General features: G+C 54.0%; 16 protein-coding genes. 4 read left to right on the top strand and 12 right to left on the bottom strand.

Annotated features, from left to right (window positions below):
• Positions 1-32 precede the first annotated feature (32 nt).
• Positions 33-797, top strand: coding sequence for a MerR family transcriptional regulator (locus tag KNP71_RS05555; RefSeq protein ID WP_029594644.1), 765 nt, complete (start codon positions 33-35; stop codon positions 795-797).
• Between the two features lie 26 nt (positions 798-823).
• Here the strand turns inward: KNP71_RS05555 and KNP71_RS05550 are convergent, their stop codons facing one another.
• Genes KNP71_RS05550 through KNP71_RS05525 form a run of 6 tightly spaced genes read right to left on the bottom strand, consistent with a single transcriptional unit; the run spans position 824 to position 7061 of the window.
• Entirely contained in the window at positions 824-1477 is a 654-nt protein-coding gene (locus KNP71_RS05550; RefSeq protein WP_029594643.1) for a hypothetical protein, read from the bottom strand.
• Between the two features lie 35 nt (positions 1478-1512).
• The gene (locus KNP71_RS05545; RefSeq protein WP_035385634.1) at positions 1513-2514 is read right to left on the bottom strand and encodes a polysaccharide deacetylase family protein; all 1002 of its coding nucleotides are present in this window, start codon (positions 2512-2514) and stop codon (positions 1513-1515) included.
• Between the two features lie 19 nt (positions 2515-2533).
• Positions 2534-3118: a hypothetical protein gene (locus tag KNP71_RS05540; RefSeq protein WP_021066075.1), complete on the bottom strand. Its 585-nt coding sequence runs from the start codon at positions 3116-3118 to the stop codon at positions 2534-2536.
• Between the two features lie 12 nt (positions 3119-3130).
• Positions 3131-4273: a DegT/DnrJ/EryC1/StrS family aminotransferase gene (locus tag KNP71_RS05535; RefSeq protein WP_214830267.1), complete on the bottom strand. Its 1143-nt coding sequence runs from the start codon at positions 4271-4273 to the stop codon at positions 3131-3133.
• Positions 4270-5112 (bottom strand): NAD-dependent epimerase/dehydratase family protein, encoded by an 843-nt coding sequence (locus tag KNP71_RS05530; protein WP_029594640.1) that lies wholly within the window; start codon positions 5110-5112, stop codon positions 4270-4272. The genes KNP71_RS05535 and KNP71_RS05530 overlap by 4 nt, the downstream gene beginning before the upstream one ends.
• Before the next feature lie 29 nt (positions 5113-5141).
• Positions 5142-7061, bottom strand: a complete 1920-nt coding sequence (locus KNP71_RS05525) for a polysaccharide biosynthesis protein (RefSeq protein WP_131471483.1) — start codon at positions 7059-7061, stop codon at positions 5142-5144.
• Positions 7062-7481: 420 nt separating this feature from the next.
• Between KNP71_RS05525 and KNP71_RS05520 the strand changes: the two genes are divergently transcribed.
• Entirely contained in the window at positions 7482-8234 is a 753-nt protein-coding gene (locus tag KNP71_RS05520; protein ID WP_021066071.1) for a homing endonuclease associated repeat-containing protein, read from the top strand.
• Positions 8235-8271: 37 nt separating this feature from the next.
• Here KNP71_RS05520 and KNP71_RS05515 read toward each other — a convergent pair whose 3' ends face one another.
• The 4 genes from KNP71_RS05515 to speE all read right to left on the bottom strand — a co-directional run bounded on the left by KNP71_RS05515 (position 8272) and on the right by speE (position 11504).
• Positions 8272-9222: a sodium-dependent bicarbonate transport family permease gene (locus KNP71_RS05515; RefSeq protein ID WP_029594638.1), complete on the bottom strand. Its 951-nt coding sequence runs from the start codon at positions 9220-9222 to the stop codon at positions 8272-8274.
• 193 nt (positions 9223-9415) lie between these two features.
• Positions 9416-9784, bottom strand: coding sequence for a Na-translocating system protein MpsC family protein (locus tag KNP71_RS05510; protein WP_021066069.1), 369 nt, complete (start codon positions 9782-9784; stop codon positions 9416-9418).
• 2 nt (positions 9785-9786) lie between these two features.
• A complete protein-coding gene (gene speB, locus KNP71_RS05505) occupies positions 9787-10668 on the bottom strand; it encodes an agmatinase (RefSeq protein ID WP_021066068.1) in 882 nt (293 codons plus the stop codon).
• Positions 10665-11504, bottom strand: a complete 840-nt coding sequence (speE, locus tag KNP71_RS05500) for a polyamine aminopropyltransferase (RefSeq protein WP_029594637.1) — start codon at positions 11502-11504, stop codon at positions 10665-10667. Before speE ends, speB begins: the two co-directional genes overlap by 4 nt.
• A 206-nt stretch (positions 11505-11710) precedes the next feature.
• Between speE and KNP71_RS05495 the strand changes: the two genes are divergently transcribed.
• Positions 11711-12631, top strand: a complete 921-nt coding sequence (locus KNP71_RS05495; protein WP_029594636.1) for an EAL domain-containing protein — start codon at positions 11711-11713, stop codon at positions 12629-12631.
• Positions 12632-12670: 39 nt separating this feature from the next.
• Here the strand turns inward: KNP71_RS05495 and KNP71_RS05490 are convergent, their stop codons facing one another.
• The gene (locus KNP71_RS05490) at positions 12671-12811 is read right to left on the bottom strand and encodes a hypothetical protein (RefSeq protein ID WP_021066065.1); all 141 of its coding nucleotides are present in this window, start codon (positions 12809-12811) and stop codon (positions 12671-12673) included.
• A gap of 138 nt (positions 12812-12949) precedes the next feature.
• On the opposite strand from KNP71_RS05490, the gene cls reads away from it, so the two are divergent.
• Positions 12950-14473: a cardiolipin synthase gene (gene cls, locus KNP71_RS05485; RefSeq protein WP_241764564.1), complete on the top strand. Its 1524-nt coding sequence runs from the start codon at positions 12950-12952 to the stop codon at positions 14471-14473.
• On the opposite strand, the gene KNP71_RS05480 is transcribed toward cls, so the two are convergent.
• Positions 14449-14982: a TVP38/TMEM64 family protein gene (locus KNP71_RS05480; RefSeq protein WP_214830265.1), complete on the bottom strand. Its 534-nt coding sequence runs from the start codon at positions 14980-14982 to the stop codon at positions 14449-14451. The genes cls and KNP71_RS05480 overlap by 25 nt on opposite strands.
• Positions 14983-14988: the final 6 nt, after the last annotated feature.

Here is a 14988-nt window from a genome sequence, read left to right as displayed (position 1 = left end):
AACGTGTACGCTGAATCCAAGGAGGTGAGGACATGTATACGATTCAACAGCTCGCCACGCTCGCCGGCACGACCACACGGACGCTACGGCACTATGATGCGGTCGGTCTGCTTGTTGCCGAGCGTGACGCCAACGGGTATCGCCGTTACTCGTCACATGACGCCGAGCGTTTACAGTCGATTCTGCTATATCGCTCGCTCGACTTTCCACTCGAGACGATTCAGGCGTTGCTCGAAGCCGAACCGTTCGATCGGACCCGTGCCCTCGAGGAGCAGGTGACCGCCCTGCGCGCGAAGGCCGCCTATTTCGCGACACTCGCCGAGACGGCGGAATCGACGCTCACCTCACTGAGAGGAGGAATTTCAATGGAAGACAAATCGTTGTTCAACGGCCTGTCGTTTGACGAACTGAAAGCCCATGAAGCGAAACACGAACCCGAGGTCGTGGAGCGTTGGGGCGAGAGCGAGGCGTACAAGACGTCACGTACGCGCGCCGACAAGCGCTCGAAAGAAGACTGGGAAGCTCTCAGTCAACAGCAAGTCGATCTCGTCAAACCGCTCGTCGACTTGTTCACGGCCGGTGTCCCGGTCGAAGACCCACGTGTCCAAGCGGCCGTCCAGGCGAACCACATGTTCATCAACGACCAGTTCTATGACTGCTCGCTCGACATGTTCAGCGGACTCGGACAGATGTACGTCATGGACGAGCGTTTCACCGCGTTTTATGACAGGTACGCCCCAGGACTTGCCGTCTACTATAATGACGCCATCCAACACTATTGCATCACCCAAAGCTAAACGGCCAAAGCATCGCGCTTTGGCCGTTATTTCGCCGTTCGGCGGTCATAGACATCTTCCTTTAACAGCAACTCGATTTGCCGTCTCAGGAGCGGGAGCGCTGTCGTGAGCTGTAAATACGGGTACGTGGCAAAGTTATCCGTCCCACCGATATAGAGCACGGCCCGGTCGACCACAGACCAGCCCCGCTCGGTCCACTGTTCGATTCGTGCCTCACAGACGTCCGGTTTGGCCCGAAACGCCCAGTATGCCTCAATCTGCCCTTCGGCGATCGTCGGTTTGACCGTCAGCACCGGACAATCGAATCGAGCGAGGACACTCGGGTCAATCGGTCCCGTCTCATGGGTGACGATCAGTTGTGGGTCGAGACGATCGAGCCACATCGTCGTCTTCGCATCGTTTAACGAAGTGACTCGCAGGATGTGATGGAACGGAATCGGCTCGTCGTTCAACGGATAGCGACCTTTCAATTCTCGAATCCGGGCCCGGCTGGATACGCGCATGAGAGGCGCCATCGACCGGACATAAGCGTGTGTCAGCCAATGGTTGAGCGATTCGGGTCGATGCTCGCTCGGACCATCTTCTCGAATCACATGGGTCACCCCTAGATTGCGAATCGCCTGATAGACGTAGGCGGATGTGCGATGTTCCCCGACAAGTAACACGATGGGTCGGCCCATGGCGTTTCCCTCCTTCCATTTTCCTAAAACAACGCTCATCCGTGACGCTCCTGCGTCGAGACGACGACCGGGCGGCACCGGTCAGCCACTTCTTCCATCGATAAACTTTCGAATTGGTATGTCTGGTGGAGCTTCTCATAATGAGCGACGATTTCGCTCAACATCGCCATATTTTCCGATAAGTGCTTCCCGAAGTTATGCGGGTGCCACCAGAGATGGAACACTTGTCCGGTCTTGGCCGCATGCGTCATGCTGCGCTTGATACGACGCAATTTGAGACGGTCGAGGAAGCGGAGCGCCGACACGTACGGACGGAGGAAGCGGCTCGAAGGCACGTTATACGGAGACGACTGTCGAATGGATTCCCATGAGACGGTGTGATGCCCGGTCAAGTTCACGTAGGCGTCCAACAGTCGAAGGGCCCGTCGGCCTAACCCCTCATCCCCTCTCGCATCGGCCCGATAAATGTAATGGGTCTCATTGCCCCGATAGACATCGATTCCGACTTCTTGAGCTGCCTTGAAATGCGCCGGACTCGATTGATTACGTGGATAGACGATACTTTGAATCGGGACATCCCGCCGCGCCGCCACACGCTTCGCCGCCTCAAGGTCGGCCTTGAACGCCTCGATGGTCACACCTTCCTCGAGACAAGAGAGATGACAATACGTATGAGTTCCAATCGTTTGGCCAGGGGTAGCGATGATTTGATCGACGAGTGACTTACCGAAGTGATACGGATCGGTCGCCTCGTCCGCCCCGACGTGCTGCATCCAGTTGTACGAAGAATATTCGGGATGACGGTACGCCGGCTGAATCGTCGGCAAGTCTTTCAACAGTTCCGCTTTCGTCTCATAGAACAGGAAGCCGACGGTCGCCCACGTCACATGAATCTGATGCGCGGCGAACAAGTCGAGCAGGCTTGGAACGACTTGCCGTACCCCGAGTAGATTCTCGCCATACGCCTCGATCGTCGTGCCGTCAAACGTGCCCCAGTTCAATTCGAAATCTAACGAGATGACAAATGCTCCGTTCATCGCGATTCCTCCTCCATGTTCACTTCTTTCCATCACACGACTCACGAAGCTCCAACTCGGCGAGTGCCCGTTTCCAAGAGCCATACCGCCGCGATATTTTGGCAACACTCGGTCGTTTATGTTGTTTGGCCCATTTCTGATACGTGACGGCGTTGAATGGGACCACGACCCGGCTTGCTTCGAGTAACGATTGGACGATTTCTGCTTTTTCACGTTCTGGTTGGACGGTAAAATGGAGTTCTTCTAAACGCTCAACCGTTTTCACGGCCAGACTCCAAGACCCGAAGTGGGAAATAATATCACCTAGGGAAGGGGCAACTTGACCTTTGGCCCACTGTTGATAGTGGGTGCTCGTCAATCTCCCTTCCTGTTCAAGTGCGAGCCGAAGCGCAGCGATGAGTTCTTGTTGGGTATACTGTTTGCGGGATTCGACGAGCCCGGCCGCTTTTAACGCGCCGGTCCATGACCCATAAAAATTGAGAACGTCGAGGAACGTCGGGACGTCTCGGTCTCGGCTCCAGAGCTGATATTGTTTGACAGTGAGGGTCGGAGTCAGAGATGCAGCGGCTCGAAGCGACTGGATAATCTCTGCTTCCCGGTTCATCGTTCGTCCTCCTCAGACACTTTGTTCGGTCACGATTGTACGTGTATCGAGTACCGTCTGGATGACTTGCTGTTGTTCTCCGAGCGTCAAATCAGATCCCGACGGAAGACAGATGCCGTTTTCGAAGAGTCGGCGACTGACGTCTTCTCCGTCGACCGACACGTATTCCGCATCGCGGTAAACGGGCTGTAAGTGCATCGGCTTCCAGACGGGACGCGATTCAATCCCGGCCGTGGCGAGCCGCTGCATCAATGTGTCACGATGCAAGTCGGTTTGGTCCAATTGCATGGCCGTGAGCCAACGGTTGGCCCGTGAATATGGGACCTCTTGTTGATATGTCATCCCAAGTTGCCGGAACATGCGCTCGTAGCGGGCGAAGACGCGACGTCTCGCTTGGACGCGCTGTTCAATCACTTCGAGCTGTCCCCGACCAATGCCGGCCGAGACATTGCTCAATCGATAGTTGTAACCGACTTGTTCATGCTCATAATGCGGCGCGTCTTCCCGGGCTTGCGTGGCCAACTTGAGCGCTAACTGTTTCGTTTCCGCATTCGGCACCATGAGCATGCCGCCGCCTGAGGTCGTGATGATTTTGTTGCCGTTGAACGAATAGAAGCCGATGTCGCCGATCGTGCCCGTCATCTGCCCGTGCCATGTCGAACCTAGTGATTCGGCCGCATCTTCAATCAACGGGACACCATACTCGCGGCAAATGTGGCGAATCTCACCTATTTTCGCGACGACGCCATAGAGATGCACGACGATGACTGCTTTCGGAAGTTTCCCTTTCGTCGCCGCTTGGACGAACGCTTTCCGGAGCGCGTCCGGCGACATGTTCCACGTCGTCGTTTCCGAATCGATAAAGACCGGGATCGCCCCGACATAACGGATCGGGTTGACCGATGCCACGAACGTGAGCGATTGACAGAAGACTGTGTCATTTGTCCCGACGCCGAGAGTAAGTAGCGCTAAATGGAGGGCGGCCGTGCCCGAACTTGTCGCCAAGGCGTGAGGATGGTCCGCATATGCAGCCACTTCCGCTTCAAACGCATTGACGTTCGGGCCGAGCGGCGCAATCCAATTGCTTGCGAACGCCTCTTCGATATAAGCCATCTCACGTCCGGACATATGCGGCTTTGATAATAAGATGTTCATTTGATGCCCTCCTTCATCATGTTTTTATACGAGATATACCAGTCGACGACTTGCTCGAGCCCTTCAAATAGCGATGTACTCGGGCTGAAACCGACTAAGGTATCGAGCGTCGGAATGTTCGACTGCCGGAGCACGGATGTGCGCATCGGCAACGACGTCTTGGCTGATTTGTTGAGGATGTGCCCGATATCGGACAGTAACGTTTGAACGGTCACGTAGTCCGAGGCTGGAATTTGAAAGTAGCCGACGGGCGACAGTCCCGTTTGAACCAAACGCAATAGCCGAACGACCGACTCGACGACGTCATCGATATAGGAGACGTTGATGATGTCCGTCGCATAATAACCGGAAAGACGGACGCCGCGGTCGACCGCGACAATCGCTTTGGACACGAGTGTCGAGGCGTCATCCCAAGGTCCGAAGACGTCTTCCGTGAATAAGTGGATGGCAGGATCTTCTTCGCTCACTTCCTTTACCGGGAGGTCGAACGTGATGAACGACTCGAGCGGGACTCGTGTCGTATGCAGCCCGATATACCGCTTCATCAACTCATATCGTTCGAGCGGGTCGTCGACGGTACGGGTCGAACATAAGATGATGTGGCGTGGTTCATGTCGCTTCAAGATGCTGCGCATGACCGTCTTGTTCGCGAGTGTCGTACGAATCAACTGAAACTGCGGGTGCGTCAGGACGTAGAGACGTTGTTTGGCAATTCTCGTCTTGTGCCGCCCTTCATCGTCGATTCCGACGACGTCAAACCCTTCCTGTAACAGTCGACGTGCCAGATGGAATCCTTGAAAGCTGGCGACGCCGACGATGAGCACTGTTTGATCGACCATCGTTCTCCCCTCCTCGCTCGTAGTGGCGTTCAGTTCCCATCGGCGAGACGTGATGCGGCGATATGAGGACGCATCCGTTTCACCCCGTGTGTGAACAGCCGTTCGACGTCTCGATCGAGGTCGTCGCTGTTGGCGATGAACAGCAACAGATACATCAACGCGTCACGGTCATCACGGAACGTTTCAATCAAATGCAAGACGGAGGAGACGGTCTTGAACGGCCGGGTCCGACCGACAAAGATTTTTGGGAAGACGTTCGCTTCCGGACCGAGCTCACTTTCGTCCAGCAGTTCTTCGTATAACTTCTCACCAGGACGAATCCCGGTGACCTCGATTCCAATCTGGTCGGTCGTGAAACCGCTCAACTCGATCATTTTCTTCGCCAAATCGATGATTTTGACCGGAGCACCCATATCGAGCACGAACACTTCACCACCTCGCGATAAGACGCTCGCTTGAATGACGAGACGACTCGCTTCCGGGATGGTCATGAAGTAACGGGTCATCTCGGGATCGGTGACGGTGATCGGACCTCCGCGTAGAATTTGTTCTTTAAACAGCGGGACGACCGAGCCACGGCTGCCGAGGACGTTACCGAAGCGGACGACCGCAAAAATCGTATCACTGGAACGAGCTTTCTCTTGGACGACCATTTCGGCGATTCGTTTCGTCGAACCCATCACGTTCGTCGGATTGACCGCCTTGTCCGTCGAGATCATGATGAAGCGATTCACTTTGTGACGGGCCGCGACGTCGACCATATGTTTCGTCCCGTAAATGTTGTTTTTAACGGCTTCGAGCGGATTGTCTTCCATGAGTGGAACGTGTTTGTGGGCAGCGGCGTGATAGACGATGTCCGGTTTATACATCCGGAACACTTCTTCAAGCCGGGCCTCATCCTGCACATCACCGATGACGGGATAAAGCACCGTGTCCGTCCCGAGTTCGCGCAGCTCTCGTTCAATCAAGTAAATACTGTTCTCGCCGTGACCGAGGAGAATCATTTCAGCCGGGGCGAATTTGATGAGCTGACGGCACAGTTCCGAACCGATGGATCCGCCGGCACCTGTGACGAGTACCGTCGCTCCTTCCACATGACTAGAAATTCCAGATATGTCCAACTGGACCGGTTCTCGGCCTAGCAAGTCTTCGATTTTCACTTCGCGGATTTCACTGATGGACACCTTCCCGGTCGCGAGCTCCGAGATCATCGGTAACGCATGGGACTCAGCACCCGTCTTCTCAATCCGTTTGAGCAAGGCAAGGCGTCGCGCATAGGACAGGCTTGGGATGGCCAAAATCACGACTTCAATCCCGTGCTCTTGGATGATGCGCTCTAAATCGTCCGTCACCCCGAGCACTGGAACACCGTGCACGTAAAGCGACTGTAGGTGTGGGTTGTCATCGAGTAGACCGACTACGCAGAGGACGGTCGTCCGATGTTCTTTCAACTCACGGACAATCAACTGGCCCGAATCACCAGCCCCGATGATGAGCGCTTTTCGTCCGGGATGATTGGAGTGCGGTTTGAACACATCGAATACGTGGTTGCGGGCCAAGAATCGCGTGAACAAAATCAAGTTGAAGGCGAGCAACCCTTGGACAGCGATGATCATGCCGAGCCCTGCCCCGAAGTGGAACTGGTTGTAGGCGTACAACACCAAGTCACTGCTCAGTAAGGCGATAGCGACTTGTTTCATCTCATGGACCGAAGCGTAACGCCAGTCGATACGATGGATTTTTAACACCGTCCCGACGAGACTGAAACTGATGATTTTGATACCGACCATCATCAACATTTCGCTCGATTCGAGCGCCGCGTACGACGTAATCGTCGAGAACAGCAATTCAAACGTCGCATAGAGCACAAATGAGACGATCAAGATGTCGAGACATAAGAACAGCAAATTCCGTTGATTCTTCCGATACACGTTCACAAGTGTTGCCATGGTAGTTCGCACCTCCAAGAGTCTGAGTTGTTCGTTCGTGGTGTGGGTTGGAATGCGCAAAAGATGCGTCGATGCTAGTAAACTACCCGACTCTTCTCGACAAATTTAAAGATAAAACAAGCTTTTTCTCATGAACGACACGGATGGCAACAAAGGAGTTCACGAAATTATTATCATGATTTCTTTCACATAATGAATAATTGTCGGACAAACGGGAAATGGGAATATACATAACCCGAATTGGGTATCGTTTACATTATTTTGCATCTCATCAAAACAGAGCATAAGGAGGTAAAAATCGATTTCAAGCATTCTTTTTGACTAGCTCGTTGACTCTTCCAACCAATACAAGCTGTTCATTCACACCAAGAGACCTTCCGAGACGCTCGCTGCGTCTCCCTTCAAAGGAGAGACACCAAGATGAAAAAATGGACACGCCCTCAAATCGTACAAGCATTGCAGTTAGCTGCTCAAGAACATGCCGAGCTCGATTCGAAACGGTACAGTGTTTGGTCGCAAACCAAAAACGTGCCGTCCCTTTCCACCGTCATCCACCAGTTCGGGTCTTGGCGCGAGGCACTCGTCGCCGCCCAAATTCAAATGTCGTTCCATTACTATTCCGATGAAGATATCCTTCGGGCATTGAATCAAGCCGCCGAAGAACTTTCGCTCTTCACGAGCCAAACGTATCGGGAGTGGTCGAAAGTGACCCGTTCCCCGTCGCTCACGTTAATCAGCAGCCGGTTCGGCTCTTGGTCGAACGCGCTCCGGGAAGCGAAACTTCAGACGACCGCGGCGAAAAATAATGAAGAACGGATTATTCAAGCGTTGATTGAAGCGTCAGAGGAACTCGAGCGTCTCACATCCCAGCATTACGCCATCTGGGCCCAAGAGCGCGGCTATCCAACGGTCGCGACGATTGCGCGGAAGTACGGATCGTGGAGCTACGCCTTGTTCGTCCTCGATATCGCCCCACCGAAGCGGAAATGGGATGAAGAAGATGTTATCGAGGCGCTTCGGGTCGCCAGACAAGAGTTGTCTCACTTCAGCATCCTCCATTATCGGAAATGGGCCGAAGGACGAAATGTGCCGAGCACATCGACCATCAACGCCTTATTCGGCAGTTGGACGGCGGCGTTAAAATGTATGGAAGAACAAAAAGTGAATCAATAAAAACAGGCCCGGTCTCCTCGTGAGAACGGGCCTGTTTTCAGGTGACGATTGAAATGAATAGCGGGATGCCGACGAGCAGATTGAACGGGAACGTGACGGCGAGGGCGAGCGTCAAATAAAACGACGGCTCCGCTTCTGGTACCGACGCCTGGAGCATGGCCGGGGCGGCGATATACGACCCACTCGCGGCGAGCGTCATGAAGAGAATCGTCCCCCCGTCCGACAGTCCGGCCATCCCGGCCGCGATGTAACCGATGACGGCCCCGACGAGAGGAAACGTCATGCCAATGACTAAAAACTTGAGGCCATAGGACGGCACCGCCTTCAACTGATGACCGACCTTGACGCCCAGGCTGAGCAGGAACAAGAGCAAGACGCCCGGGAACAAGTCGATGAAAAACGGTTCGAGCGCCGATGTATCCGGTGTGACGATTCCGACGACGAGACCGGCCAACAACAGCAGAATGCTCTTCGAAAGCAGACTGTCGCGGATGACCGTGAGCGATTGAGTCGGGGCCGCCGTAATCCCGAGGACACGGCTCTGATTGTAGAGCAACAGCGCGACGACGAGACCCGGAATCTCGAGCACGACGACGAGCGTCGTCATGAACGGTTCATAGACGATACCAAGACGTTCGAGCTGGGCCGTCGCGGCGACATATGTCACGAGCGAGACCGAGCCGAACGTGGCCGCCATGGCGATCCGTTCCGGGAACGTGAATTTGAGTAGCGAGCCGATTCCAAAGGCGACGAGCGGCAAGATGATGCCGACGACGAGCGTCACTGCCAGTGGGAGTGCCAACTCGTCCATCGACACCGAGGCGAGACCGATTCCCCCTTTCAACCCGATGGCGAGCAGTAAGTACAAGTTGAGCGTGATGCTGAGCGACTCCGGGATTCGTAAATTCGATTTTCCGAGAGCGGCAATCACACCGGTCACGAATAGGAGCACCGGGGCGCTCGTCAATAAAAACGTCAATAGTTCCATACATTTCCTCCTAGACGACAAAAGCGCACACCAAAGAAAGGTGTGCGCTGCATGCCGACGGCTCGAACACGTTCGCTCCGTCTAGCCGACAACTGTCGGATGTGTAGTTAGTCAGCTCCGGGTCAGGACGACGGGGATGTCTCGCGGACACCACCAATCCTGAACCGTCTCTGCTTCTAGTGTAAAAACGTCGTCACGGCTTGTCAATCCCATTCTCCCACGGCGCATCGAGGCGAAAGACGATAAGGCGTTCCCCTGTCTTCGTGCTGATGTCCGTATGGAGCGAGACGAGTCGCCGCCCGAGTACGTCGTGCACGATGGCCTCGAGCTGAGGCCGACCGGATTCGACGAGGTTGTTGCGGTACTTCTTCAATTGCTCGCGTCCGGCCGATTTGGCGGCCAGTTCGTACTCGGCCGGGGTCAAGACGCCTTGGAGCGTCACGATCGCCAGGTCGCGGAGCAAATCTGCTTTACACGTCAAGGAACCGCGTCCGAGATACTCTTTCTCCCATTGGGTGATGCGAGCACTCAGCTCCATCTCGAGCTGACCTTTTTTCGGCATCGTTACTTCACGAACCCGATCATCATCTCGCGAAGAATCTTCGCGGCGGCGATGGCCGTCATGTCCGACTGATCGTACGCCGGTGACACTTCGACGAGGTCGGCCCCGATGACGTCGACGTCAGCGTTCGCGATAGCGTGGACCGCTTCAAGCAATTCTTTCGTCGTGATGCCACCGATCTCTTGCGTTCCCGTTCCCGGTGCAGCCGATGGGTCGAGGACGTCGATGTCGATCGTGACGTACACTTTCTTCCCGGCGAGCGTCGGCAACACGCGTTTGAGCGGTTCGATCACTTCATATTTATACATGTTATAGCCGACTTCTTTGACCCAGTCGAACTCTTCTTTCATCCCAGAACGAATTCCGAACGAGTAACAGTTCGATGGCCCAATTAAGTTGGCCGCTTTTTTGAGCGGTGTCGAGTGCGACAACGGCTCGCCTTCGTATTCGTCACGGAGGTCCGTGTGCGCATCGAAGTGAAGAATGACGAAATCGTCGCCGTATGCATCGTGCATCGCCTTGATGACCGGCCAAGTGACGAGGTGTTCCCCACCCATACCGAGCGGGAACTTGCCTGCTTGGATGACGTCCTTGACGAATGACTCGATCATGTCGAGCGACTTTTGTGCGTTCCCGAACGGAAGCGGGATGTCACCGGCGTCATAGACGGCGGCTTCACTCAAGTCCCCATCCAAGTACGGGCTGTACTCTTCAAGCCCGATTGAGACTTCACGGATCCGGTTCGGGCCGAAACGTGAACCCGGACGGAAACTGACCGTCCAGTCCATCGGCATCCCGTAAAGGACCGTCTTCGCGTCTGCGACTTCTGGCAGGCTCGCGATGAACACTTTGCCTGAATAGGCTTCATCGAAACGTTTAATCATTTCGTCAAGTCCTCCACGAATTTAGGCAGGACGAAGGCCGCATTGTGAAGCTTCGGCGTGTAGTACTTCGTCTCGATGTCATGGAAACGCTCCGGAGCCACTGCTTCCGGATCATACTGCTTCGAACCGATTGTGAACGTCCACATGCCGCTCGGGTACGTCGGTACGTTCGCAGTGTAGAGCTTCGTGATCGGGAAGATTTCTTTCACGTCACGTTGGACTGTCTGGATGAGCTCTGGCGTGAACCATGGGTTGTCCGTCTGCGCGACGAAGATTCCATCGGCTTTGAGCGCTCTCGAGATTCCGGCGTAGAATCCTTTCGTGAACAAGTTGGCCGCTGGGCCGACTGGTTCTGTCGAGTCGACCATGATGACGTCGTACTCGTTCTCAGACTCAGCGATATGCATGAAGCCGTCGCCGACGATGACTTCAACGCGTGGGTTGTCGAGTTCGCCTGCGATGTTTGGTAAGTATTTCTTCGAATATTCAATGACTTTCCCGTCGATGTCGACGAGAACTGCTTTTTCGACTGATGGGTGTTTCATAATCTCACGGATGACGCCGCCGTCTCCGCCGCCGACTACGAGCACATGCTTCGGATTCGGGTGCGTAAAGAGTGGGACGTGAGCCACCATCTCGTGATAGACGAATTCGTCCTTATCCGTCGTCATGACCATTCCGTCAAGTAACAACATTGTTCCGAACTCGTCCGTTTCGACCATTTCTAGTCGTTGAAACTCCGTTTGTTCGCTCTCATAAACGTGGTTTACACGGAACGTGATTCCGTAATCTTCTGTCTGGTGCTCCGTAAACCATAATTTTAATTTTTGGTCCATCGATAGAACCCCTTTCTAATTAAAAAGTTGTTCGTATGCGAGTGGCGTTTTGAGGCGCTTCTTATTCATACGATAGGAAGTATACAAAAACTACCCGCAATTTGCACGATTTTTTTATTTATTTGTCCTACCATGTGAGTTTTATGTGAGTTTTATCCGATAAACTAAATAGAACCAACTTTATCTCTTGGAAAGGAGGAATGTACATGTGGTCTCCCTGTACCGCCTGCTCCACGAACATCCCGTTCTTTGAGCGCGGCCTTGTCGTCGTCAACGACACGTTCCATCCGTATGAATCGTTAGATGAATTAAGCGCACACCTCTCTACCGTCGAGGAGGACGTCTATTGCGTCGATCAAGTGACGAAACGTCAAACCGCAATCATCTCGGCGAGTAACCTACTCGAACAAATCGCCAACCGTGATACGATCGAACTCATTCAACACGGTGAATTCGAGAGCCATCTGCAACCAATCGTCCATCTCGATACCGGTGAACGATTCGGTTACGAAGCGTTACTCCGCAGTCGCAATAACGTCTCTCCCGGAGAACTGTTCCGCGCGGCCAACCGTTTCGGCCTGCATTCCAAGCTTGACCAGCGCGCTCGCGCCGAGGCGATTAAAGCGACCTATCATGCCGTCGCCCCGCACGAAAAGACGTTCATCAACTTCTTGCCGTCGACGATTTATAACCCGGACTATTGTCTTCAACACACGTTCGAGATTATCGATCAATACGGGCTTAGTCCCGACCGTTTCATCTTTGAAGTCGTCGAGACGGAGAAAGTGCAAGACGTGGCCCACTTGCAGCACGTGTTCTCTACATATAAGAAGCGCGGCATGAAAGTCGCCCTCGACGATGTCGGGGCCGGCTTCTCGACGCTCAATATGTTGAAACGCCTCGAACCAGACTATGTCAAAATCGACCGGTCGTACATCTCGTTTTGCGATCAAGACGCCGAAAAACGGACATTCTTGAAAAATGTACGTCAATTGACCAAATCGATGGACATCACGATTCTGGCCGAAGGCATCGAACGCGCCGAAGAAGTCGACGTCTGTCGTGAACTCGGATTCGACCTCGCCCAAGGCTATTACTTTGGCAAACCGTCCCCGTATTCGCTTTGACGCAACGAAGGCCTAGAGCATCCGCTCTAGGCCGTTTTTTTAATCGTCTTCTTCTTCATCCATATCTTCTTGCATTTCTGTATCTTCATTGTTCATCGGTTCTTCGTCTGCTCCCCCGCAAGCCCCGAGAATGATGCCTGTCGCCAAGAGCGACGCGGCCAATGCACCTTTCTTCTTCATCGCTAACACCCCTTTTAAGTTGTGTCGTACAGTTACGATAATTCCCTTCGCCCATATCGTGAAACGTAATTTTAGATTAACAATGTGTAAACGGTGGAATGAATTCAGTGATGACAACTGAACAGAAAGAAGGTGTACGTGTTGAAACGACGCGTCTGGCAACTCCTCACCATGATTGTACTCGGCCTCCTCCTTCTCCTCGTCCTCTACTCCGTGGACGGATTGATCCCATTCCTGATTGGTCTCGCGATCGTGGCGCCGCTCCTCGTCGGCTGGCATATTTTATTCGACCAGGTTCAACCGCAGGCCAAGCTCGCTTGGCTACTCGCCGTCCTGTTCATCCCGTTCCTCGGCGCCCTCGCCTGGGTACTATTCGGACGGACACCGCGACGCCACCGTCGGATTAAACGGACTTCGACCGAGATTCGTATGTTCCGCCAAGCGATTGAAGAGGAACGCGTCGAGACGTCCAATGACGTATCCGATTGTTATCCGCTCACGCGCACGCTCGAAAAACTCGGGGCGACCGGCGCAGACGGCCACACGTCGACGAAACTACTCGTCAATGGCGAGGAAAAATTCGATGCAGTGATTAAAGATATCGAGCAAGCGACCCATCATATCCACGTCCAGTATTATCTGTTCCGGACCGATGAAATCTCGCTCAAGATTCGTGACGCTCTCATCAAGCGATCCAACGAGAACGTCACCGTCCGCTTCTTGTATGACGGCCTCGGCAGTCAAGAGATTAGCGAAGTGTTTCTCGAACCACTCCGCGAGTCCCGTGTCCACGTCGAGGCGTTCGACCCGGTCGTCCACCCGCTCCTCGTCTTTAATGCCAACTTCCGCAATCATCAGAAGTTGATCGTCATCGATGGACGAATCGCTTACACGGGTGGCCTGAACGTCGGAGATGAATATTTGGGCAAACATAAAAAGCTCGGATTTTGGCGCGATACCCATCTGCGTCTCGAAGGGCCGCTCGTCCGGGAATTGCAGCGCCTGTTCGTCGAGAATTGGCTGTATGCCGGTCATGAGGAAGACAAAGAGACGTGGGACTTGTTTGCCGACAGCAAACACTTACCGGAATACTTTATCGATGAGCCGCAACAAGAAAACGGGGCGACGCAACTGCTCGTCACATCACCAGGGAAAGATGTGACGATTCGAGACGGGCTCATGGCTCTGTTGATGCAGGCGAAAGAATCGATTTGGATGACGACCCCTTACTTGATTCCGCCTCCCGAAATGCTCGCGCTGTTAGAAGTCGCCGGCAAGCGAGGCATCGACGTCCGAATCGTCGTCCCCGGAAAAGGAGACGAATGGTTCAGTTTCCATGCGACCGAGTATTATTTTGAGCAATTGCTCAAACGGAACATCCGGATTTATAAATACAATCGTCATTTTATCCACGCAAAAACCGTCCTCATCGATGGCAAGATTGCGCTCGTCGGGACGGCTAACTTTGATTTTCGGAGCATGTATTTGAACCATGAGATGACGATCGCCCAGTTCGAGACGTCATCCATTCAAGAGTTGCACGAAGCGTTCTTGAACGACTTCGATGAATCGATTCTCGTCGACTGGTCGATGATGCGTAAGAAATCGAACGGCAAACGCTTCGTCGAAGCGTTCTGTCATATCTTCTCGCCGCTTCTCTGAGACAAACGCCACACGACGTATAAAACGGCGAGAACGGCGACGAGAACGAGTTGCCACCCGCTCGCTACGGTCAGGATGGCCGTGACGGCGAGTGCCTCAATCAAGAGCGCCGGGACTTTTCCAATCGTGCTCGCTACAGCGAACGAGGGGAGCGACATCCTGCTGAAGGCGGCCGACAGCGTGACGAGACCAGACGGCACGAACGGTAACAACCGGAGCCCGAGGACAAGGAACCAAGCCTCGACCCCTTCGGCCTCACGAAGACGCCGCAGCCGATTTCCGTCCGGTGACGTGTAGCGATGGAGTGCCTGCCGATACAGGATAAAGCTGAGCACGGCGCCGACGGCCTCACCGACGATGGAGACGGCGACCCCTGGTCCGAACCCTAACAGTTGAACGTTCAGCGCCGTCAAAAAGGCGCTCGGCAACACGCCCGCGATGGCGATGATGCTGTTTAAGATGATGCTGACCACGACAAACAGCGGAATCGGCAGAACTTCCCATTCCATGTATGA

The sequence above is a fragment of the Exiguobacterium sp. s56 genome (assembly GCF_018618255.1).
In the GTDB taxonomy this organism is placed as follows: Bacteria; Bacillota; Bacilli; order Exiguobacteriales; family Exiguobacteriaceae; genus Exiguobacterium; species Exiguobacterium chiriqhucha.
Note: the sequence above shows the minus strand (reverse complement) of the source record. Positions and strands in the feature narration are given on the sequence as shown.

Excerpts from the sequence above, each read along its gene's own strand:
- KNP71_RS05550 (WP_029594643.1), bottom strand. The coding sequence starts at position 1,477 with ATGGGCCGACCCATCGTGTTACTTGTCGGGGAACATCGCACATCCGCC.
- KNP71_RS05545 (WP_035385634.1), bottom strand. The coding sequence starts at position 2,514 with ATGAACGGAGCATTTGTCATCTCGTTAGATTTCGAATTGAACTGGGGC.
- KNP71_RS05490 (WP_021066065.1), bottom strand. The coding sequence starts at position 12,811 with ATGAAGAAGAAAGGTGCATTGGCCGCGTCGCTCTTGGCGACAGGCATC.
- KNP71_RS05515 (WP_029594638.1), bottom strand. The coding sequence starts at position 9,222 with ATGGAACTATTGACGTTTTTATTGACGAGCGCCCCGGTGCTCCTATTC.
- KNP71_RS05530 (WP_029594640.1), bottom strand. The coding sequence starts at position 5,112 with ATGGTCGATCAAACAGTGCTCATCGTCGGCGTCGCCAGCTTTCAAGGA.
- KNP71_RS05520 (WP_021066071.1), top strand. The coding sequence starts at position 7,482 with ATGAAAAAATGGACACGCCCTCAAATCGTACAAGCATTGCAGTTAGCT.
- KNP71_RS05555 (WP_029594644.1), top strand. The coding sequence starts at position 33 with ATGTATACGATTCAACAGCTCGCCACGCTCGCCGGCACGACCACACGG.
- speB (WP_021066068.1), bottom strand. The coding sequence starts at position 10,668 with ATGATTAAACGTTTCGATGAAGCCTATTCAGGCAAAGTGTTCATCGCG.
- KNP71_RS05510 (WP_021066069.1), bottom strand. The coding sequence starts at position 9,784 with ATGCCGAAAAAAGGTCAGCTCGAGATGGAGCTGAGTGCTCGCATCACC.
- speE (WP_029594637.1), bottom strand. The coding sequence starts at position 11,504 with ATGGACCAAAAATTAAAATTATGGTTTACGGAGCACCAGACAGAAGAT.
- KNP71_RS05535 (WP_214830267.1), bottom strand. The coding sequence starts at position 4,273 with ATGAACATCTTATTATCAAAGCCGCATATGTCCGGACGTGAGATGGCT.
- KNP71_RS05540 (WP_021066075.1), bottom strand. The coding sequence starts at position 3,118 with ATGAACCGGGAAGCAGAGATTATCCAGTCGCTTCGAGCCGCTGCATCT.
- KNP71_RS05480 (WP_214830265.1), bottom strand. The coding sequence starts at position 14,982 with ATGGAATGGGAAGTTCTGCCGATTCCGCTGTTTGTCGTGGTCAGCATC.
- KNP71_RS05525 (WP_131471483.1), bottom strand. The coding sequence starts at position 7,061 with ATGGCAACACTTGTGAACGTGTATCGGAAGAATCAACGGAATTTGCTG.
- KNP71_RS05495 (WP_029594636.1), top strand. The coding sequence starts at position 11,711 with ATGTGGTCTCCCTGTACCGCCTGCTCCACGAACATCCCGTTCTTTGAG.